The organism is Entomomonas sp. E7T21, from assembly GCF_058693955.1.
The window spans coordinates 2,639,641-2,661,718 of record NZ_CP191672.1; the positions used below are offsets into that span (position 1 = coordinate 2,639,641).

General features: G+C 35.5%; 22 protein-coding genes. 13 read left to right on the forward strand and 9 right to left on the reverse strand.

Annotated elements, in window-relative coordinates; all coding sequences use genetic code 11:
* The first annotated feature begins 105 nt into the window (after nt 1-105).
* Together ACQVD9_RS12455 and murU are read left to right on the forward strand one after the other, a co-directional pair.
* Nucleotides 106-1,131, forward strand: a complete 1,026-nt coding sequence (locus ACQVD9_RS12455) for an aminoglycoside phosphotransferase family protein (protein WP_264746271.1) — start codon at nt 106-108, stop codon at nt 1,129-1,131.
* Entirely contained in the window at nt 1,128-1,799 is a 672-nt protein-coding gene (gene murU / locus ACQVD9_RS12460; RefSeq protein WP_264746272.1) for an N-acetylmuramate alpha-1-phosphate uridylyltransferase MurU, read from the forward strand. The genes ACQVD9_RS12455 and murU overlap by 4 nt, the downstream gene beginning before the upstream one ends.
* A 30-nt stretch (nt 1,800-1,829) precedes the next feature.
* On the opposite strand, the gene ACQVD9_RS12465 is transcribed toward murU, so the two are convergent.
* On the reverse strand, nt 1,830-2,624 hold the full coding sequence (locus ACQVD9_RS12465; protein WP_264746273.1) for a PhzF family phenazine biosynthesis protein: 795 nt from the start codon (nt 2,622-2,624) through the stop codon (nt 1,830-1,832).
* A gap of 109 nt (nt 2,625-2,733) precedes the next feature.
* On the opposite strand from ACQVD9_RS12465, the gene cmoA reads away from it, so the two are divergent.
* The 8 genes from cmoA (at nt 2,734) to ACQVD9_RS12505 (ending at nt 13,844) form a co-directional block, all read left to right on the forward strand.
* Nucleotides 2,734-3,474 carry a carboxy-S-adenosyl-L-methionine synthase CmoA gene (cmoA, locus tag ACQVD9_RS12470; RefSeq protein ID WP_264746274.1) on the forward strand — a complete coding sequence of 247 codons (741 nt, stop codon included), beginning with the start codon at nt 2,734-2,736 and terminating at the stop codon, nt 3,472-3,474.
* Complete coding sequence (gene cmoB, locus ACQVD9_RS12475) at nt 3,471-4,427, forward strand: tRNA 5-methoxyuridine(34)/uridine 5-oxyacetic acid(34) synthase CmoB (protein ID WP_264746275.1); 957 nt, start codon at nt 3,471-3,473, stop codon at nt 4,425-4,427. The genes cmoA and cmoB overlap by 4 nt, the downstream gene beginning before the upstream one ends.
* A 135-nt stretch (nt 4,428-4,562) precedes the next feature.
* The gene (gene eco / locus ACQVD9_RS12480) at nt 4,563-5,132 is read left to right on the forward strand and encodes a serine protease inhibitor ecotin (protein WP_264746276.1); all 570 of its coding nucleotides are present in this window, start codon (nt 4,563-4,565) and stop codon (nt 5,130-5,132) included.
* 219 nt (nt 5,133-5,351) lie between these two features.
* A complete protein-coding gene (locus ACQVD9_RS12485; protein ID WP_264746277.1) occupies nt 5,352-6,899 on the forward strand; it encodes an EAL domain-containing protein in 1,548 nt (515 codons plus the stop codon).
* Nucleotides 6,900-6,997: 98 nt separating this feature from the next.
* The gene (locus tag ACQVD9_RS12490; RefSeq protein WP_264746278.1) at nt 6,998-8,533 is read left to right on the forward strand and encodes an EAL domain-containing protein; all 1,536 of its coding nucleotides are present in this window, start codon (nt 6,998-7,000) and stop codon (nt 8,531-8,533) included.
* Between the two features lie 229 nt (nt 8,534-8,762).
* Nucleotides 8,763-11,483: an autotransporter outer membrane beta-barrel domain-containing protein gene (locus ACQVD9_RS12495; RefSeq protein ID WP_264746279.1), complete on the forward strand. Its 2,721-nt coding sequence runs from the start codon at nt 8,763-8,765 to the stop codon at nt 11,481-11,483.
* Nucleotides 11,484-11,710: 227 nt separating this feature from the next.
* Nucleotides 11,711-12,952, forward strand: a complete 1,242-nt coding sequence (locus ACQVD9_RS12500; RefSeq protein ID WP_264746280.1) for an MFS transporter — start codon at nt 11,711-11,713, stop codon at nt 12,950-12,952.
* 73 nt (nt 12,953-13,025) lie between these two features.
* Nucleotides 13,026-13,844: an AraC family transcriptional regulator gene (locus ACQVD9_RS12505; protein WP_264746281.1), complete on the forward strand. Its 819-nt coding sequence runs from the start codon at nt 13,026-13,028 to the stop codon at nt 13,842-13,844.
* Nucleotide 13,845: 1 nt separating this feature from the next.
* Here ACQVD9_RS12505 and ACQVD9_RS12510 read toward each other — a convergent pair whose 3' ends face one another.
* The gene (locus ACQVD9_RS12510) at nt 13,846-14,439 is read right to left on the reverse strand and encodes a LysE family translocator (RefSeq protein ID WP_264746282.1); all 594 of its coding nucleotides are present in this window, start codon (nt 14,437-14,439) and stop codon (nt 13,846-13,848) included.
* A 119-nt stretch (nt 14,440-14,558) separates the two neighbouring features.
* Here ACQVD9_RS12510 and ACQVD9_RS12515 point away from each other — a divergent pair, with 119 nt between their 5' ends.
* The gene (locus tag ACQVD9_RS12515) at nt 14,559-15,476 is read left to right on the forward strand and encodes a bestrophin family protein (protein WP_264746283.1); all 918 of its coding nucleotides are present in this window, start codon (nt 14,559-14,561) and stop codon (nt 15,474-15,476) included.
* 43 nt (nt 15,477-15,519) lie between these two features.
* On the opposite strand, the gene ACQVD9_RS12520 is transcribed toward ACQVD9_RS12515, so the two are convergent.
* The 4 genes from ACQVD9_RS12520 to folB all read right to left on the reverse strand — a co-directional run bounded on the left by ACQVD9_RS12520 (nt 15,520) and on the right by folB (nt 17,909).
* The gene (locus tag ACQVD9_RS12520) at nt 15,520-16,050 is read right to left on the reverse strand and encodes a nitroreductase family protein (protein WP_264746284.1); all 531 of its coding nucleotides are present in this window, start codon (nt 16,048-16,050) and stop codon (nt 15,520-15,522) included.
* Nucleotides 16,051-16,113: 63 nt separating this feature from the next.
* Nucleotides 16,114-16,983 (reverse strand): SPFH domain-containing protein, encoded by an 870-nt coding sequence (locus ACQVD9_RS12525; RefSeq protein ID WP_264746285.1) that lies wholly within the window; start codon nt 16,981-16,983, stop codon nt 16,114-16,116.
* An 81-nt stretch (nt 16,984-17,064) separates the two neighbouring features.
* Entirely contained in the window at nt 17,065-17,565 is a 501-nt protein-coding gene (gene folK, locus ACQVD9_RS12530; RefSeq protein ID WP_264746286.1) for a 2-amino-4-hydroxy-6-hydroxymethyldihydropteridine diphosphokinase, read from the reverse strand.
* Nucleotides 17,556-17,909 carry a dihydroneopterin aldolase gene (gene folB / locus ACQVD9_RS12535; protein ID WP_264747902.1) on the reverse strand — a complete coding sequence of 118 codons (354 nt, stop codon included), beginning with the start codon at nt 17,907-17,909 and terminating at the stop codon, nt 17,556-17,558. The genes folK and folB overlap by 10 nt, the downstream gene beginning before the upstream one ends.
* Nucleotides 17,910-17,957: 48 nt before the next feature.
* Between folB and plsY the strand changes: the two genes are divergently transcribed.
* Entirely contained in the window at nt 17,958-18,527 is a 570-nt protein-coding gene (plsY, locus tag ACQVD9_RS12540) for a glycerol-3-phosphate 1-O-acyltransferase PlsY (protein ID WP_264746287.1), read from the forward strand.
* An 84-nt stretch (nt 18,528-18,611) separates the two neighbouring features.
* Nucleotides 18,612-19,286: an aquaporin Z gene (gene aqpZ, locus ACQVD9_RS12545; protein ID WP_264746288.1), complete on the forward strand. Its 675-nt coding sequence runs from the start codon at nt 18,612-18,614 to the stop codon at nt 19,284-19,286.
* Nucleotides 19,287-19,330: 44 nt separating this feature from the next.
* Here aqpZ and tsaD read toward each other — a convergent pair whose 3' ends face one another.
* The 3 genes from tsaD to ACQVD9_RS12560 all read right to left on the reverse strand — a co-directional run bounded on the left by tsaD (nt 19,331) and on the right by ACQVD9_RS12560 (nt 22,049).
* Nucleotides 19,331-20,356, reverse strand: a complete 1,026-nt coding sequence (gene tsaD / locus ACQVD9_RS12550; protein WP_264746289.1) for a tRNA (adenosine(37)-N6)-threonylcarbamoyltransferase complex transferase subunit TsaD — start codon at nt 20,354-20,356, stop codon at nt 19,331-19,333.
* An 81-nt stretch (nt 20,357-20,437) separates the two neighbouring features.
* On the reverse strand, nt 20,438-20,752 hold the full coding sequence (locus tag ACQVD9_RS12555) for a monooxygenase (protein ID WP_264746290.1): 315 nt from the start codon (nt 20,750-20,752) through the stop codon (nt 20,438-20,440).
* 82 nt (nt 20,753-20,834) lie between these two features.
* Nucleotides 20,835-22,049 carry a toxin-antitoxin system YwqK family antitoxin gene (locus ACQVD9_RS12560; RefSeq protein WP_264746291.1) on the reverse strand — a complete coding sequence of 405 codons (1,215 nt, stop codon included), beginning with the start codon at nt 22,047-22,049 and terminating at the stop codon, nt 20,835-20,837.
* Between the last annotated feature and the right edge of the window lie 29 nt (nt 22,050-22,078).

Genomic DNA, 22,078 nt, shown 5'->3' on the forward strand with positions numbered 1-22,078 from the left:
TCCTATAGCCCAAAATCAGGCAAATATACTCTCGATGATCGAGCAAAGATAGTGGATAATAAAGCATCATTACGTTAACTGCTAGCCCTTTTGGAGAAGCAATTTATGAATAACGACTTACGTCTAGCCCAATTAACCACTTGGCTATCCTCTCTAACCCTTGATTTACCCTTCTTCAAAGGCAAACTAAATGAAGGTGACATATTATTAACAGCGGCTAGTAGTGATGCAAGTTTTCGTCGTTATTTTAGACTTTACTTAAATAATCAATCACTAATAGTGATGGATGCCCCACCGCCACAAGAAAATAAAAATTGCCAACCCTTTATCAAAGTAGCTGGCTTACTTGCCAAACAAGGATTAAATGTTCCACAAACTCTAGCTGCTGATCTTGAGCAAGGTTTTTTATTGCTATCAGACCTCGGCACCCAAACATGGCTAGAAATACTTACTGAGCAAAATGCAGATAAACTATTCCCACTTGCCATTGATAGCTTAATTAAGCTGCAACAAGCGCCTTTATCCACTGAGCTTCCTGAATATAATGAAACTCTTTTACAAAGAGAATTATTACTCTTTCCTGAATGGTACCTTAACAAACATTGTAACATTGTCTTTACAGAAACTCAGCAACTACTATGGGAAAAAATTTGTAAAAAACTCATTGACAGTGCTTTACAACAGCCAAAAGTGCTTGTACACCGTGACTATATGCCACGCAATTTAATGTTCAGTAACATTAATCCAGGGGTATTGGATTTCCAAGATGCTGTTTATGGGCCAATTACTTATGATATTACCTGTCTTTTTAAAGATGCTTTTATTAGTTGGCCGCAAACAAAAGTGGAACAATGGTTATTACACTATTGGCAGCAAGCACAGCAACAAGGTATTACTATTCACAATAATTTTGATGACTTCTTATTAGCCAGTGACTTAATGGGAGTACAACGCCATCTTAAAGTAATTGGGATTTTTGCTCGGATACGACATAGAGATAATAAACCCCGTTATGTGCAAGATGTACCACGCTTTTTCAACTATATTAATGAAGTGATTAAACGTCGTCCCGAACTTAATGACCTTAAAGATCTATTAAACCAACTTTCATTACCCGAGAACAAACAATGAAAGCAATGATACTTGCTGCTGGTAAAGGTGAACGTATGCGTCCTCTTACCTTAACCACACCTAAACCATTAATTCCTGTGAATGGCATACCTCTTATTGAATATCATATTAAAGCATTGGCTAAAGCAGGTTTTACAGAATTAGTCATTAACCATGCTTGGTTAGGCCAACAAATAGAAAATTATCTGGGTAATGGCGAACAATTTGGTGTATCTATTCGGTATTCAGCGGAAGGAGAACCTTTAGAAACAGGAGGCGGAATTTTAAAAGCATTACCTCTTTTAGGTAACCAACCTTTTTTAATAGTCAATGGTGATATTTTTTGTAACTACCCTTTTATACAACTAAAACGCTCTATTAATCATCTAGCTCATTTAGTATTAGTTAATAATCCACAACATGTGGCTAATGGTGACTTCGCTCTCACTCAAGATAATATTGTATTAAATGAAGCTGAACAAAAATATACTTATTCAGGTATAGCTATTATTAACCCAAAACTTTTTGCCAACTGCGCTGAAAAAGCTTTTAAATTAGCTCCACTGTTAAGAGAAGCTATGCAACAGCAACAAGTAACTGGTGAGTTATTTACAGGTGATTGGGTAGATGTAGGAACTGTCGAACGTCTTAAACAAATAGAAGCTAAGCAAAAGCAGCCAAAAGAATGAAGGTCATTTCCCTTCATTCTTATGAAAATATTACAAATAAATATAACCTTCTAAATAAAGAACGCCTTTTCCTTCAATCACTACTCGATCACCTTTAACCTCACATAATAACTTACCGCCTCGCGCAGAAGCCTGATAAGCAGATAGTTGGGTCTTATTTAATTGCTCTGCCCAATAAGGAGCTAATCCTGTATGAATCGAACCTGTTACTGGATCTTCATCAACACCATGATTAGTTGCAAAAAAACGTGAAACAAAATCATATTCTTTACCAGGTGCTGTGATCGTTACAGAATAAGGATCCAGCTGACAGAGTTGCTCACCATTAGCCACTACATCACGTACCTGTTGCTCATTCTCATAAATAGCAAAATAGGCTTGAACGTTACGCACCACTCGCTGTGGCTTTATACTTAGCCCCGCTAACAACTCCTGTGGTGGATTATCAATTACCTCAGTAGGTTTTCTATTAGGAAAATCCATCTGTATAAAACCATTCTCTCCCTTATAAATAATTAATTGCCCTACTTGCTCAGTGGTAAACACTACTTCATTTAATGATTCATTTTCATGGAATAAAACAAAAGCACTGGCTAAGGTAGCATGGCCACAAAAAGGTACTTCTACGGTAGGAGTAAACCAACGAATATGATACTTATTACCTGTAACCTGTTTAATGAAAGCAGTTTCTGCTAAATTATTTTCAGCTGCAATCTGCTGCATTTGAGACTCAGACAACCACTCTGCTAATGGTATAACTGCCGCAGGATTGCCTTGAAATAGCGTATCAGTAAATGCATCTACCTGAAACATTTTTAATTTCATTATTGTTTTCTCCACTCAAGTTTTACCATTAAATACTCTCTGTTATCATTGCTAGGAATATATACCAGCATAATGCTAAAATAAAGCGTTCTATCTACTTTAAATCACTATGAAAGAAACTGATAATATTTTTGCTACTGCTCTGGAAAAAGTGCCTGATTTCGTTTTTAACGAAGATGTCGTAAACGTTTTTCCAGATATGATCAAACGATCTGTACCCGGCTACCCTACTATTGTAGAAAATATTGGGGTAATCGCTGCGCAATATGCTCAACCCTATAGTTTACTGTATGACTTAGGTTGTTCCTTAGGCGCAGTAACTCAAGCTTTGCGCCGTCATGTAAAACAACCAGACTGTCGTATTCTAGCGATTGATAACTCAGCACCTATGGTACAGCGCTGCCAAGAGTATTTAACTGCACAACAAGCCATGTACCAAGAACTTGTGCCTACACAAGTAATACAAGATGACATTGTAACTATGGATTGGCAAGCAGCTTCTGTAATTACTATGAATTTCACTTTGCAGTTCATTAAGCCTGAGCAGCGTTTAGAAATACTTAAAAATATTTATAACATTCTTGATAAAAAAGGCGCATTATTACTTTCCGAAAAAGTTCGCTTTGATGACAGTCATGCACAACATATTCTCAATGATTTACATTTGGCATTTAAAAGAGCTAATGGCTACAGCGAACTTGAAATAGCTCAAAAGCGTACAGCTATTGAAAATGTAATGAAAATAGATACACTTGCTATTCACCAGCAAAGGCTACATGATGCTGGTTTTTCCAAAGTAACTGTCTGGTTTCAATGTCTTAACTTTATTTCTCTTATTGCCTTACCATGATTGACTTAACTGACTTAATACCCCTCTTAGCAAAAACCAATCTACAAGCATGGGCACGCCAACTACCCCAACTAGTAGAAAAGAGACTAGCTAGAGAACATGGTGACTTACCTCGCTGGCGAGCTGCTATCGCGGAACTACCAGAACTTAATGTTGAACATATCGAATTAGCCAAAGAGTTTGCTATTAACGGCGCTATTTCTGAACAACAACACACCCAACTAGAACAAGCCTTACGCAAACTAATGCCTTGGCGTAAAGGTCCTTTCAAAACATTCAATACCTTTATAGATACCGAATGGCATTCTGACTGGAAATGGAATAGAGTTAGTCCCCATCTTAATCTACAAGATAAACATATTTTAGATGTAGGTTGTGGCAATGGTTATTACCAATGGCGTATGTTAGGCGCAGGTGCAAAATATGTATTAGGCATTGACCCTAATTTACTCTTTATGTGCCAATTTTTAGCCATCAAAAAATACCTTCCTGATTTACCTGTATGGACATTACCTTTTACCTTAGATGACTTTCCCCAACAGTCAGAAAGTTTTGATGTAGTATTCTCAATGGGTGTACTGTATCATCGTCGCTCCCCTATTGATCACTTGCTTGAGTTAAAAGACTGTCTTGTAAAAGGTGGGCAGTTAGTTTTAGAAACACTCATTATTGAGGGTGATGAACAACAAGCATTAGTTCCAGAAGATCGTTATGCACAAATGCGTAATGTATGGTTTTTGCCTTCAGTTCCCGCTTTAATACTGTGGTTAAAACGTGCTGGCTATAACAATATTCGCTGTGTTGATATCAGTCAAACCACTATTCAAGAACAGCGATCAACTGACTGGATGACTTTTCAATCGCTACCAGACTTTCTAGACCCTAATGATCACAACTTCACTATAGAAGGATTACCAGCACCTAAACGTGCTGTGATACTGGCTAATAAATAATTACTGTTAATATCTTGTAGTACAATAGTATATGACTATTTCGTTATTATTTTATAGTATGATTAAGTACTAAGTTAATTACTATTAAAGTAATTAGTGTTTATTCAAATTTAATGATTACTAACAGGTATTGTTATGAAAAAAATTTCTGCTCTTTGCCTTTCCACTGTATTAGGTTGTGCAAGCTTTTATGCATTAGCTAATGATAATACGCCTACTCAAGCAACTAATGCTAAACCAGCGCAAACAGATGTAAAAGCTCCACAAAAGGAAGAGCAAGGCATGAAACCTAAGGCATTAAAAGATGTTGCGCCTTATCCAGAAGCAACTGAAAACCAAAAACGTTATGCTATTTTCTTAGAGCCTAAACAGGATGAACAAAACTACAAAGTTGAACTTGTATTTGGCAAAAAAATTATGATTGATAGCTGTAACCGCTATATGCTTGGCGGTAGTGTTGAAGAGAAAGATTTACAAGGTTGGGGTTATAGTTATTATGTAGTAGAACAAGTAGGCCAACCTGCCTCTACAATGATGGCTTGCCCTAATAATGATAAACATGAAGCGTTTGTCCCAATGACAACTCAAACATTTACGCGCTATAACAGTAAATTACCTATCGTAGTTTATGCGCCTAAAGATGTTGAAGTTCGTTATCGTGTGTGGTCTGCCCCTGAAGAAACAACCCTAGTAGAAGCACAATAAGCTCTTTTATATAAAATAAAGCCTGTTAAATCCTAACAGGCTTTTTTATGCAAAAACATAGCTCCTTATCATTAGTAATCTACTACCTATTCATTATATAAAAATACCCTAAATTCTATACAATAATAATATATTATAAATCCTGTTATAATCATTAAATAAAGCAGTATTAGAAAGGAATTTATTATTTACATTTAACAACTAAATATAAGTTATTACATGAAATCCACCAAAATAAAAAGCTTTTCAAGTCTACGTAAACTTTATCCGTTTATGGTAGCATTTTTTATTTTCATCATTGGTTATACAGGTATTCATTTTTATGCCTATACAAAAGGGCAAAATTTTACTTCTGAGACTAATCACATAGTAACTAGTAAAATAGATGATCTACTGACTTCTCTTCACTCAACTACTATTACAGTTCTACCCCTTATAGAACTTGACTGCGAAACAATCAAGCCTATCTTAGAAGAAATTGTTGCTAAAAACCATAGAATAAAAGCCATTAATTTACTTAAAAATGAGAAACCTTATTGTTCGTCTGAGAACAATATAGATGGTACAAATTCAACTAATAATACAAAGCTATTATTGCAGCAACATACACCAGATACAGCTCTCATGCTGTTAGATAACGATATTGTCTTAGATCACTCAGTAGACACTACAAAAAGACATCGTATAATTATTACTGTTGTTAGTTTTGAAGCACTAAAAGAGATTTTAACCCCTAGGATTCCTACTCAAATCATTACATTAAAACTAGATGACCATACCATTACTTATCACAGCATAGATAAAGAAACACCAACGATCTATCAACCAATTGAGGAAAAATCATATATTGGTTATAACTATACAATTGAAACTGGCTATATATATCCATTAAATTTACAAATTTTATTTTATTTTCATGGTATACCCTTATTATTAGTTATTCTGCTAGCTTTTTTCTCATATTTTGTCACTCGTTGGTTTCTTAATAATATTTCAAGCACCTACTATGAATTAAATACAGCTATCAATAACAATCAAATCAAACCTTACACGCAACCTATCTTTAGTGTTAAAACTGGTGAACTAACAGGTATAGAAATATTAGCACGTTGGCATCATCCACAAATGGGTATAATCAGTCCAGACACTTTTATTCCTGTGGCTGAAAAAACAGGATTAATTATCCCTTTAACTCAAAAGCTAATGAAAGAAGTAGCACAAACATTAGCTCCTTTTAGTTCTAGTATTTCTTCAAACTTTCATATTGGTTTTAATATTTCTCGACAACACTGTGAAAACTTACAATTAATAAACGATTGTAAACAATTCTATAAACAAGTTAATAATGATAAAATTGTACTAGTTGTTGAAATAACTGAGCGTGAACTAATAGAGGTAACAGATACTACTAAACAATTATTTAGAGAGTTACACAAACTTAATGCCAAAATTGCTTTGGATGATTTTGGTGTTGGCAATTCTAACCTTTCCTATCTTTACGATTTTGCCATTGACTACTTAAAAATAGATAAAAGTTTTATCTCACGTATTGGCTCAGATGCTCTTTCTAAAAATATTCTAGACGCAATCATCGAAATTGCTCAAAATTGTAAATTAGAATCTTGCGCGGAAGGCGTTGAAACTGAAGAGCAAGCTAATTATCTAAAAGAAAAAGGGGTTACCTATCTACAAGGATATTTTTTCTCTCCTCCAATCCCTATCAAAGACTTTATCCAAAGCCCATATTTTAAAAGTCAACTCAACTAATCTGTATATTTTTTCAATAAATATAGAGATAGAACAATAAATTAACTATAAAATTCAAATAATATCTGCCATCACCCATTCAGGCGAGTGTAATTAGCATGGAACTTTCAAGAAAAAAAAATTTTGCTATTTTACGAAAACTTTATCCCTTTATAACAGCTATTTTTACTGGACTCATAGGATATACAGGTATTTTCCTATATGCAAAATATCAAGGGCGAGCATTTTCAACACAAACTAACTATATGGCTATCAGTCATATAGATGAAATAATGGCCTCCATCTATACTATTGCAACAACTACTCTGCACCTTACAGACACAGATTGTAAAACTACTCGTCCGCTATTAATGGCAATTGTAAAGAATAATCCTGAAATCAAATCTATTGATTTAATAAAAAATAAACAATTTTTTTGCTCATCAGATAATCAATTTGTTGCTAAACAGTACTTTAATAATCTGGATCGTATACCTAAAGTCTCTTATATTTTATTTAACCAAGTTTTTGATATGCCTTATCCCAATAATAATAAGGAAAATAATGCTGTTATTATGGTTATAGATGATCAAGAAATTAAACATATTCTTGAGCCCCGACTTGATACACAGCTAGTCACTTTAAAATTAGACAATACAAATATTACTTACCAAGGAGTTACCCCTTATACAAAAAACTATTACACTGTTAAAACTCCGTCACTTGGACAAACACCCTATATAATAGAAACCTCCTATATTAGCCCACCCACCATAGGAGTATTACTTTTTTATTATGGCAAACACTTTTTTATTGTCACTTTATTAACAATCATTTGTTATTTTTTTACGCGTTGGGTAATAAAAAATATATCTGGATCCTATTATGAATTACATATGGCTATTCGAGATGAAAAAATAAAAGCTTATATTCAACCACTTTTTAGAGCAGAGGATTATCAAATAATAGGGGTCGAAGTTTTATCACGTTGGCATGACTCTAACTCAACTATCATTATGCCTGATACCTTTATACCTCTTGCTGAAAAAACAGGGCTTATTATTCCAATGACCCAATTAATTATGAAAGAGGTAGCCACTACCCTAGCTCCTTATGCCAAAAAATTACCTGATAATTTTCATATTGGGTTCAATATTTCATGCTTTCATTGCAAAGATTTAGAATTTATAAATGACTGCAGAAGGTTCTTTAAACATTTAAGAACCAACAAAGCAACCCTAGTCATAGAAGTAACTGAACGAGAACTTATTGAAGTAAATGAGACCACTAAACTATTATTTAAAGAACTTCATACCTTAAATGCCAAAATTGCTTTAGATGATTTTGGTATAGGTAACTCAAACCTAAGCTACTTATATGATTTTTCAATAGATTATTTAAAAATAGATAAAAGTTTTGTATCACGTATTGGATCAGATGCTCTTTCAAAAAATATTTTAGATAGTATTATAGAAATAGCCCATAACTGCAAATTAGAGTCCTTTGCTGAAGGTATTGAAACAGAAGAACAAGCTAACTATTTAAGAGAAAAAGGGGTGCGTTTTCTACAAGGATATCTACTAGGAAAACCTATGCCTATTAATGAATTTATTAAAACAAAGCACTTTCAGCAATTAATTACCTCTTCACTATAATAAAGCCCTAGGCAAACAAGTTAAGCAACCTATTAATTCATACTTTTATGAATAATAGCCAACAAAAGTTATGAATACCTAAACATATAGTGAACGGCATCACACTTAAAGAAACTTATAATAAAAAACATAGACCAAAGTATAGTATACTCATATAAACGACTTAACTTCCTAATTTTATTTGGATATTTCGATTAAGTCAGCCGTAATTATCGGAGTATTATCCTAAATGTATTATACAAAGTTTGTTAGAGCACCTTCTAGTGCTCTATTGTATCCGCTTTTGCTACTAACAATTGTAAACCCTGCGCTTGCAAGGTTAGCCAATCAAATTTCAGAAAATGAAGTTGTTACTCACCCAGGTGTATATGCCTTTAACCATGACTATATTAATGCCACTATTCAAGATGGTGGACAATTAGTATTACTCCCAGGTTGTAATAATAATAACTGTAATCCTGATAGTAATGAATATTTTTATGCTACGGCTGAAAATGCCACTGTTACAGGACAAGGTAGTGAGTTACGGGTTGGCGGTACAGCAAACAATACCACAGTAGAAAATGGTGGTAGGGTTATGGTTGGCCAAGCTGGTTTTGGTGCATTTGTTGATGACAGTATAGATTGGGATATATTCCCAGCAGAACTTACTAATACCACTGTAAAAAATGGTGGTACAGAAATGGTATTGGCTGGAGGTATATCTACCGGCTCTATAATTGAAACAGGCGGCAAACAATACGTTTACTTAGAAACAGGTAATGTCAATACCAATGCAACCCAAGGTGGCACAGCCATAGACACCTTGATTAATGGTGGTCGGCAAAACGTTTATGGTACTGGTGCCAAAGCCATTGGTTCAATTATTAACAATGGTGGCTCTCAATTTATTTATAACACCAATTTCGCCACTCAAAATGGTGGTGGCTATGCAGAAAACACTACTATTAATAATGGCATGCAGTCTGTTTATGGCATAGGCTCACAAGCCCATAAAACAACTATTAATAGTCAAGGTGTACAATATGTCTATGCCAATGGGCTAGTCACTTATACAACTATCGATGGTGGTATACAAAAAGTTTATGCTAGTAGTAATGGTGCTGGTAAAGCAGAAAACACCACCTTAAATAGTGGTAGCCAATATGTTTACAGCAATGGATTAGCTACTGATACTACTGTTAATGGCGGTACACAACAAGTATATAGTGGTGGCCTAGCAACCAATACTACAGTGAACAATGGTGGTGCACAAAAAGTACAGAATACTGGTTCTATAGCCACTAACAACGTTATTAATACTGGTGGTTTACAACAAGTTTGGGGAAGTGGACAAGTCATTAATAATACTATTAATACAGGTGCGTCACAGGTTGTAAATAGTGCTGGCATTATTAAAGATACAACCGTAAACGGTGGTTACACCAGTATATATGATGGTGGTATCTCACAAGGTACTCTAGACATCACCAATCAAGGTACATTAGCAATACAAAGCTCTGCTAGCCAAACCTCTAATATTGCCAATGCGACTATTGACAGTCAAAGTAATTTAAAACTAATTGCTAACACTGCTTTATCAGGATCAGGTAATAGTTTTGTTAATATTACCAACTTAGAAAATAATGGTGTCGCTTCATTTGGTGCCGTACAACTAGGTACTAATATTCCTGTGAATAGTTTTGATCCTGTTACCTTAAATGTAAACAGTTTAAAAGGTAATGGTATCTATGCTATGCAAGCGGATATTGGTAACCAAATTGGTGACCTAATTAAAGTAAATCAATTAGATGCTAATAGTAATAATCAACTATTCATTGCTAATAATGGAGCATCTACTGCTCAAGTAACAGATAAACTGACTGTAGTAGAAACTACCAGTGGTGGCAATGCCAACCAATTCAGATTATACAGCCGAGTTGAACAAGGTGGTTACGAGTTCGGTTTACGTCAAGAAGGCAATAACTGGGTACTTTGTGCAGATGCTAATTGTAATAGAGGACCTGTTAGCCCTGGTGGCGGTGGTAAATTAACTACTACCGCACAAGCAGCAGGTAACTTTATGAATACCAGTTACCTAATGAGCTACATTAACACCCAAAACCTTATGCAACGAATGGGCGACCTGCGTAATACAGAAAACACTAAAGATGTGGATATTTGGATGCGTGGTTTTGCGGGTAAATTAAACTCGTTTGATGGCAATCTTGGTGGCTTCGATATGAACTATCGTGGCACACAAATAGGTGCAGATAAGTTACTTAACCTTTCAACAGGAGCTCTCCGTGTTGGTGTTGCAGCTGGTTATACGGATGCCAATCCTAATTACCGCGGTGGTAATGGTGGAGTACGCAGTTATAACTTTGGATTATATGGTACCTATATCACAGAAAGTGACTTCTATGTGGATACCCTCTTAAAATATGACCATATTAAAAATAACTTTAGTGTTAAAGATACTCAAAATAATAAAGTATCTGGACATGCTAGCAGTAATGGATATGGTTTATCGGTAGAAGCTGGCAAACGTTTCTTCATTCAAAACCCTAATGATGGTTTGTATTTAGAACCACAAGTACAGTTAAGCTACATGCATCAACAAGGTGATACTGTCCATGCCTCTAATGGCTTAAATATAAAACTAAGTGATTATAACTCTACTTTAGGCAGAGTCAGTACTGCAGTGGGCTATCAAGTAAAAAACACAGCTAACCCTATTAATGTTTATCTGAAAACAGGTTATGTAAGAGAGTTTACAGGTGACAATATCAGTTATCACTTAAACAACAGTAAAGAGAAACACAGCTTTAAAGGTAACTTTTGGGATAATGAGTTGGGTGTAAGTATGACTATTAATAAGCAACATACTATCCATGCAGACTTAAACTATGCCAATGGCAACCGTTTCGATAAACAACAAATCAATATAGGCTATCGATACACTTTCTAATCAACCATTTTTATCACTCTTTAGGGTACAAATTTGTACCCTTTTTTTTGCCAACTATTTATTAGAGTTTCTAATAACAGATTGCTATAATCTAGCTAATTTTAAAAATAACTTATTAACAATACTGATAATTAACTACATGATCTAATCAATACAATAATCCCTACGATTAACTAAGTAAAATATAACGTAACAGTAATAAACTAAAAATAACAGAGGAATTTAAATTGACTAAAAATAGTTCAGGTAGTTGGTATTTTGGCTGGAATATTGTAGCCGCAGCCACCCTATTAACCATGTTAACAGTAGGTATGCGGATGAGTATTGGCCCATTTTTCTTACCTATGTTACATGATCTTGGTTTTAGCCGTAGTTGGTTATCGGCCATTATTGCCATTGGTATGCTGTTTTATGGTATTGGTATGCCCATCGCAGGTTATTTAGTTAATAAATATGGCACCAGGTTTGTACTTATTTTGGGAACTATTATTGTTGTTAGTGCTTCAATCTGGACAGTGTTTGCCAATACGTTAATTAGCTTTTTTCTAGCCTTTGGTATTGTGTTATCAATAGGTCTCGCTTTTACAAGCCCTGTGGCTTTAACACCTGTATTAAGTCGCTGGTTTACGCGCAAACGTGGCATGGCACTATTCTTCTTATCAACAGGTTCAATGGCTGGTATTGCTGTAATGACGCCTGTCTTTACCTATACTATTAGTCAATTTAGTTGGCAAACTACAATGGTGGGTTATGCTATCATCTTTGCACTACTCACTATTCCTACTGCTTTACTCATTATTCGTGATGATGCACCCGAGCATACCGATTTACTGCCTGATCAAATAGCTAAAAAAGCCGCTACTAGTAAAATACATCAACCTACTGCTGCTTATGCAAATATAAGCGAGGCAATGCGTACCCTCCCTTTCTGGCAAATTTGTATAGGGCTATTTACCTGTGGTTTTAGTATGAATCTACTGGGTACACACGGTATTCCCATGCTGATAGATCACAGCTTTGATGAAACTACTAGTTCATTAGGCATTGGCTTAATTGGCTTAGTAGCTATCTTTGGTACAGTGATACTAGGTCGTATCTCAGATATATTCCAACGTCGCCACATGCTTGCCGCTATTTATTTTGTGCGGGGCTTAGGTTTTCTTGCACTAGTAATGGTAACTACTAAATGGGAACTATATACAGTAGCGGCTATTGGCGGTTTAGTATGGTCAGGTAGTATAGCACTATCCTCAGCTATTCTTGCTGATGTCTATGGTATTCGCCTAGTAGGTATTCTCTATGGTTGGGCTTACTTAGGCCACCAAATTGGCGCCATGATCAGTTCATGGTTAGGTGGTTGGGCTTATGAAGTATTCCATAACCATTGGATAGCTTTTGGTAGCGCAGGCATTTTACTGATTATTGCAGCAATTATTTCTCTATGTTTGCCTAAACAGGGAGCCAATTAGTAACTTAACTTGCCATATCAGTAGCTGACTATTAGTATAACTATGTAAACTACTAAATAATGCAGGTAACAAATTGGACACAACAAACCCTATTATATTCTGGCGTCATCCTGCTTTACCCTTTTTAGAAGTACGTGCTGTTGCTGATGGTAGAAAAGCTTGTTATCAGCAACATATGCATAGTACTTTTTCAATTGGAGCTATTACAGCAGGAACTAGCAGTTATTTTGATGGTACTATTAATCATCAAACCCAAGCTGGAACTGTTGTATTAATTAATCCTGATACAGTACATGCCTGTAACCCAATTGATGACCAACCATGGTCTTATCTTATGTACTATGTAGATATTGTTTGGTTATCTAATTTACAGCAAGAACTGGGAATTAATGATGGTCGTTTTTATCCGTTCCCACAAACCATTACCCACAATGTTGTTATCTATCAAGGATTAAAAAAACTTTATACAACGCTCTCTAACTCAGACTATGAAGTATTATATAAACAATTAGCTGTTATTGATTTCTTTTCATTATTACAACAACAAATTACCCCTATTGCTATCACAGATAAACTACCCCTACCCCATGATAAATTACAGCAGGTAGCTGATTATATTTCTGCACATTGCACAGACTCTCTATATTTAGATACTCTATGTGAACAGGTTAAACTTTCGCCTTATTACCTGATTCGTAGTTTTAAAAAATATTACGGCATGACACCCCATGATTATTTAATTAACCGCCGTATTCAATATGGACAAAATTTATTAAGACAGGGTAGCAATATTATCGATGCTGCTATGGCCAGTGGTTTTTCTGACCAAGCACACTTTCAACGTACTTTTAAAAAGCTATTATCAGCTACACCAAAACAATACCAAACTTAACTTATAAAGCTAAAAAGATAGCACTGGCTACTAATAACAATGCCATTAACTGATTAAAACGTTTTAAATAATTAGGCTTTTGCAAAAAATGTTGTAGAAAAATACCTGCATAAGCCCAACAGCCTACCGATAAAAAACAGATAATCCAATAAATAACCGCAAATTTCCAAACCAATAATGTATTACCTTGCATTGTATACGCTCCAATACCTGCCACGGCACAAAGCCATGCTTTAGGATTAAGCCATTGCATTAATGCACCATATAAAAAAGGCCTATTACTATTTCGCTGTTTACTAGTTTGTAATTGTCCATTATCAGTAAAAAATTTATAGGCTAGAAAAAGTAAAAATGCGATGCCTGCCCATTGAATAATAGTAATCAGTAATGGGTAAAGCTCTAAAATATGATGTAACCCTAAACCTATCAGCAATAATAACAAGGTATAGCCTGTAGCCTGCCCTGTTACATAAATAGCGGAAACTCTAACTCCATACTGAGTACCATAACTTAATGCCACCACATTAACAGGGCCTGGGGTAATAGAGGTTACTAACGCATAAACTGCCATGGATAAAAAAAGACTTGAACTCATTTAAATTACAACCTAAGTAAACTTTATTATGAAAGATTGTCAAATAAACTGTTTGTTGTATTGAAAAAAATTGCTTTCCTATTAAAATTAATTTATCCGTCTTGCTTAGTTATTCTTTTATGATTATTCACTCAACAACACCTTCTACCTTTGCTATCCTCTTTTCCAAGAAAGGATCAATTATTCCTATTATTTGGCGTAGAGTATTATTCACTGTATTACTGAGCTCAGTTGTTGTATTAAGCCATGGTACGCTTTACCACTATAAGATTATTATTACAGCGGCACCCTTTACTATTTGGGGGATTACCTTAGCTATCTTTTTAAGTTTTAGAAATAATGTTGCTTATCAACGATTCTGGGAAGCTAGAACATTATGGGGACAATTACTAATTAGTAGTCGTAACTTAACCAGACAACTGGTTAGTTTTTTTCCACAACTGACTAAGGAAGAACAACAAGCTATTACCAATAAAATTATTGCTTTTAGTTATGGATTACGGAATAGACTGCGGGATAATAGTCCCTTACAAGATCTAGAACCCTATCTTACTAAGCAAGAATATCAAGAACTGGAGAAGTCTCCTAATATCCCTAATAATCTCTTAAGTAAATTAGGCATAGAGTTCGCTAACGTTTGTCAAAAAACTAATACCAATGCTGTATTATTATCCAGTGTTGATCGTGAGCTAAGCCATCTTTCAGGTGTACTGAGTGGTTGTGAAAAAATAAAGAATACCCCTTTGCCTTTCCCTTATATTCTATTACTACACAGAACAGTACATATCTATTGTTTTGTCTTACCTTTCTGCTTAGTGGATAGTATTGGCTGGACTACTCCTTTTGCCGTTTGTTTTTTAGCTTATACATTTTTTGGTTTAGATGCATTAGGTGACCAAATTTCTGACCCATTTGACGCACAACAAAATGATTTACCCTTAGATGCTATGAGCCGTAATTTAGAAATTAATGTAAAAGAAATAATCGGGCAAGAACTACCTGAACCTATCAACCCAGTTGATGATGTATTAATGTAAATTTTAATGTCTACCCCTTAGTATTAAGGGGTAGACAAAGCTACTATGCTGGCCAACCAAATGACTGTGTTATGTAAATCTTATAGCCCACAGGCATTGGTAATCTATTAGCTAATACCTGATTATGATTAGTTTCAATCACATTGCCTAAACCTACTGAAGCACAATAAAGGCCTGCATTTTGATATAAAGCTCCTATTGATAATGCATCATACTTACCTTGCGAGCCTGCATAAATAAAAGTCAGTGGTGCACCACCAAAAGCGGCATAATAACTTTGCTCTAGTACTTTCTCTAGCTGATGTTGGCTAGCATTGTAACGCCAGATACCATCTGGTTTTACCACAAAAACAATCATCTGTTGATTGTTCATACTAGTAGGAGCAGTACGCCAACCATCTCGATTCATCCCCCAAGTAGCCCATAACAAATCACTTAGTGTTTGTTCTGCTATCGGCTTATCACTAAAATCACGAATCGTTTTACGTTCCGCTAATGCAAGCATTAGCGGTTTCCCACCAGTCTTATCAGGAGTAGGTAGGTTTTGAATAGATTGATTAGCTATTACAGTCATAAATAAATTTATCCCCAAAACAATAATAATCGCCTTAATTTACTATTCATCTCTTCCTTAGTATTAGTCCAACGTACCTGTATTAATTATCGGCTGTGTGCCGCGATCACTAACAATAGAAACCAATAAATTGTTCACTAATTTTGCACGTTGTTCACCCTGTAAATTAAGGGTTCCATCTTTCTCTAATTGCTCAATAGCTGTTTTAGACATATAAACAGCACCTTCCACAATAATTTGTCTAGCCGAAAGAATCGCCTTAGCTTGTTGACGCTGTAGCATTGCACTAGCAATTTCAGGTGAATAGGCCAAGTGGGTAATACGTGCTTCAATTACCTCCACACCCGCTACAGAAAGTCGCTCTTGCAATTCACGAGTCAACTCTTCAGCTACTGCCTCAGCATTACCACGCAATGAAATATCACTATCAGTAAATGTATCATAAGGATATTTAGTAGCCACATGGCGAATGGCTGTTTCACTTTGTACGGCAACAAAGTACTCATAATGCTCCACATCAAAACACGCTTTAGCTGTATCAATTACCCGATAAACCACAACTGCTGCAATCTCAATAGGATTACCATCAATATCATTTACTTTTAAAGTATTACTATTAAAGTTTCTAACCCGTAATGAAACATCAATCGATTTAGCCAATGGCACCGTCATAAAAATACCACTCTTACGAATAGTACCTAAATAAGTACCAAAGAAAATAATAACCCGTGCTTGATTAGGTTCAATAATACGCAAAGAAGTAAGCAATAAAAATGACACGAATACCAATACAGCAGCAATTACTATATTAGTAATGCTTGGTAATTGTTCGCTTAATATGGGTTTTAATAAATAAATAGCTATCCCTATAAATACTGTTAAAACAATAAAACCTGCATAAGCATTAATAACAAATGTACCACGCTCTTTCATGGCAAACTCCTTTTGTTGATATTGTTAGAATTATCACACCTAACTATAAAACTAACAACTAGTATCTGTAGTATACTAGCTTTAAAAACAAAGCCAAGGAGTATCAATCATCCACAATTTTTGATTTATCTCAGACTGTGAGTGTCGCCATATTTCAGAAAAGGTCATACCCAATACTGGATGTTTATGGAAAGGTGATAGCAAAGAAAGTGGTAATAGCACATAGGCATTTTTTAAAATACCTGTATGAGGTAACGTAATATGATCAAACTCACCTACTTGCTCGCCATACAACAATAAATCCACATCTAGTGGTAAAGACTTCTTGTTCTTATCATAACGTCCGTTATCTGCTTCTATTTTCTTTAAGATAGCACTTAATTCAAAGAGAGGTAATGAAGTAGAACCTGTTACCACCAGATTATAAAAATTACTGCTAGTAATCCCTACAGATTCACTTTCAAACACAGGAGAACATTGCATATCCTGCAATGCATTAGAAAGAGCCAATAAAGCCGCAGAAATATGCTGCTGTTGATCGATATTACTACCTAAACCTAACCAAACTTGTGTTAACGACATCCGCGTTCAATCTCCACACCTACTCCTTTCGCCGCAGGTACAGCTCCAGGTTTGGTTATTTTTAAGCTAAGCCAAGGAATATTAAATTGTTGCTGTAATAACGCTGCTAATTTCTCAGCAAAAGTTTCTACTAATTGAAACTGACTACTATCTGCAAAGGTTTCAATAACTTCAGATACCTTGGCATAATCCAATGCTTTTGTAATATCATCGCCTAGCGCAGCTTGTTTATTATTCCATGCCATTCGTAAGTCAATTATTAGACATTGTCGAATATTTCTTTCCCAATCATAGACTCCTATCACAGAGCTAACCTCAAGATTTTCAATAAAAACTATATCCACCATTACAATATCTCGCTACAATCAACAATTAGGATAGGAATAATTAACATGTTTTGGTTGTTACTACTTTTTTCATATTTATTAGGTTCTGTATCTTTTGCTATTTTACTTAGCAAAGTAACAGGAAAAACAGATCCTCGCTCGTTAGGCTCAGGGAATCCTGGAGCTACCAATATGATGCGAGTAGCTGGCATGCGCCTTGCTGTTTTTACCCTAATAGGTGATTTAATAAAAGGTATTTTACCAGTATTTATTGCTAAACAATTAGATTTTACATTAGAACAACAAGCATGGATTGGTATAGGCGCTGTTATTGGCCATCTTTACCCTATTTATTTTCGCTTTAAAGGTGGTAAAGGTGTCGCTACCGCAGCAGGAATGGTGCTTGCTGTATCTCCTATTATAGGTATGATTGCTATCATTGCTTGGGGAATAACTTTTTACTTTACTCGTACTAGTTCACTTTCTGCCTTACTAGCACTTGCTGTTATGACAATGATATCCATTCTATTTGAACACACTATTCTTTTACCTATTCTAGTACTTTGTGTGCTAATCCTTTGGCGTCATCGCCGTAATTTACGTGATTTAATAGCGGGCCGTGAACGCCATTTTTAAAAATATAGCTACTAGACTAAAGAATAAAAATATCTTTTATATCAAACGGGTATATAATAATAAAAAACCTTTGGATTTATTATCATGAAAAAATATTTTGCTGAATTTATTGGAACGGCTACTTTAGTGTTATTTGGTTGTGGTGCGGCTGTATTAGCTGGAGATCAAGTAGGACAATTAGGTATCGCGTTTGCTTTTGGTCTTAGCATTGTAGCAATGGCTTATGCCATAGGGCCAATTTCAGGCTGTCATATAAACCCTGCTGTTACTATTGGTGCACTAGTAAGTAATCGTATCTCTATAAAAGATGCTATTCCTTACATTATCGCTCAATGTCTTGGAGCTATCGCAGGAGCATCTATTCTCTATCTTATTGCCAGTGGCTCACCTGATTTTACACTAGCTAATGGCCTTGGACACAATGGCTATGGTGCTGGTTATCAAGGTCAATATAATTTACTTGCTGCTGCATTATTTGAAACTGTTGCTACTTTTATCTTTGTATTTGTTATTCTTGGTTCTACCCATGAACAAGCATTAAACAAATTTGCAGGATTAGCTATTGGCTTTACCTTAGTGCTTATTCATATTGTTGGTATTCATGTAACAGGTGTTTCTGTTAACCCTGCTCGTAGCTTAGGCCCAGCCTTATTTAATGGACATGCCTTATCACAATTATGGGTATTTATTGTATTCCCTATCTTAGGTGCCGTAATAGCAGGACTTGTTTACAAATTAAAATTAATCTATAACAAGTAATCAATACATATAAGGGTATCAATTAGCGATACCCTTTATATTTGTTAAATTGCAGGTAACTGTTCCATTGGCCAACGTGCTCTTACTTCTATTGCTAAATCGCCATGTTCACCCGCCATTAATCGTTGGCAACCTGCATAAGCAATCATTGCACCATTATCAGTACAAAACTGTGGGCGTGCATAAAATACATTACCCTTGAAAGGTTTAACCATTTCTTCTAAAGAGTGACGAAGCACTTTATTAGCACTCACACCACCTGCAATAACCAATTGATTTAAACCTGTTTGTTCTAAGGCTCGACCACATTTTATAGTTAATGTTTCCACTACTGCCTGCTGAAATGCTAACGCAATATCGGCTTTAGTTTGTTCGCTATCATCATTATCTGCTTTGCATTGCTGCCAAGCATTTAAAGCTGCGGTTTTAAGGCCACTAAAACTAAACATTAAGCCAGGACGATCGGTCATAGGTCTGGGAAACTTAAAACGCTTTACCATGCCTTGCTCTGCCAAACGAGCAATTTCTGGTCCACCGGGATAATTAAGCCCTAATAGTTTAGCTGTTTTATCAAAGGCTTCACCTGCGGCATCATCTACAGATTCACCTAGTAATTCATAACGACCAATACCTTCCACTTTCACTAATTGGGTATGACCACCAGATACTAATAAAGCAACAAAAGGAAATTTAGGAGGATTTTCTTCTAACATAGGCGCTAGCAAATGACCTTCCATATGATGCACGCCTACGGAGGGAATACCCCACGCAAAAGACAGCGCTTGAGCAAATGAAGCACCTACTAACAAAGCACCCACTAAACCTGGCCCTGCGGTATAGGCTATGGCATCAATCGCTGACTTTGCACAGCCTGCTTCAGCTAACACTTGATTTAGTAAAGGGATTAACCGCTTAATATGGTCGCGTGATGCTAATTCAGGTACTACTCCACCATAAATACGGTGTAAGTCAATCTGACTAAATAAAGCGTCAGCTAATAGCCCTTTTTTGCTGTCATACAACGCCACACCTGTTTCATCACAAGAGGTTTCTAACCCCAATACTAACATTTGCTATTTCCTACTAAAGATAAACGGTGGCTATTATAGCGGAAAATAGCTACTGTTTATGTAGTTATCAATTACTTTATATTAATCCCAATGCAGTGGCCCTTGAGTAATTTTTGTTAAAGCCTCATTAATATCAAATATTTTATAGTTGATATTGCTTGCACCCATTTTTTCTACTCGTTTTTGATGCATATCTACATAGTTTTGGGCTGACTCTCTGTCTTTAAATAGATAAATACCACCAGCTTCATTGGTTGCTTTATTCTCTGTCCAGATTTTAGCAATAAAACCAGGTTCTTTAGTAATACTGTTAGCTAACTCTGTGGCAGGATTAACCAAACGATCACCCAACATATCTGCCGACATAGTAAAATCGATTTGTAATATTACAGCCATAACTTTCCCTCATTAGAAAACATTTAGTGTTTAAACATTATTTTTAATGTATCACTATTAGCTATTACTGTAAAACATCGTACTAATCTTGCAAAACACCTTTTATATAATGTTGTTGCTTATACTTGGAGCCATCCTCAGCCCAATATTGCCATGTACCATTCGCTAAATTATGATTATATTCACCTGTTAATAATGGTTTACCGTTATCATACCATTGCAACCATTTACCTTGCTTCTCACCCTCTTGGTAATTGGCTTCTATAAACTTATTACCATTAGGATACCAAAGCGTCCAAAGTCCTTGTTGTAAACCTTGCTGATAATTACTCTGTTCTCTTTTTTCACCATTATCATACCAAGCTAACCATGACCCTTGCCGCCTACCTTGTACATAACTGCCCTGTTGTGCTAATTGACCATTAAGGTGCATTCTCGTTACTTGCCCAGTAGCTTCGCCCTGCTTATAGGTTATTTTGGCTGACAACTGACCATTATCATGCCAATATTGCCAAATACCATGGCGTTTGCCCTGTTGATAACGCCCTTCATAAGCTTTTTGTCCATTAGCGTACCAACGTTGCCATAAACCATCTTCAAAGCCATTTTGATAGTAATGAATAAACCTATCCCCAGAATCATAGAAACCCTGCCAGAATCCCTCTTTTTTACCTTGTTTATATTGCCCAGTGATTTCTGATTTACCATCATAAAACCAACTCTGCCATGTACCATTTAACAAGCCATTGCTATAGAACTCATCATATTGTTGCTGACCATTGGTATGCCACATTTGCCAATGACCTTGCTGTTTGCCCTGTATATAACTACCTCGTTGTTTTATTCGCTGGTTGTTATACCATGATATCCATTCGCCAACCTTTTCCCCTTGCTGATAATTACCTTCTAGGCTTTTACCACCTAAAAAGTTCCAATAAGTCCAAGTACCCTGTGGTTTACCTTTTAAAAAATTAGCTTCTAAAAACTTTTGACCATCACTGCGCCAGACAATCAAAACGCCATCGATGTGATAATTTAAATAATCATCTAACTCAAAATTATTTAATGCTAGTTGCTGTTGATTTAATAATAGATAAGGATCAGTATACTTCATACCTTCTTGGTAAAAATCCTGTACTAGAAAGCCTTGCTTAGTTGTATTAATTAGCTTACGGACAAAAGATTCATTTTCTGCGACTACTTCATTCGATTGATAAGCAATAGATGTAGCTTGTAAATAATTCCAATAACAGCTCAAATTTAATAGCAGTAATAAAATAATTATTTTTTTCATCATTAGTAAAAATTCCATATTGCGATGAGCAA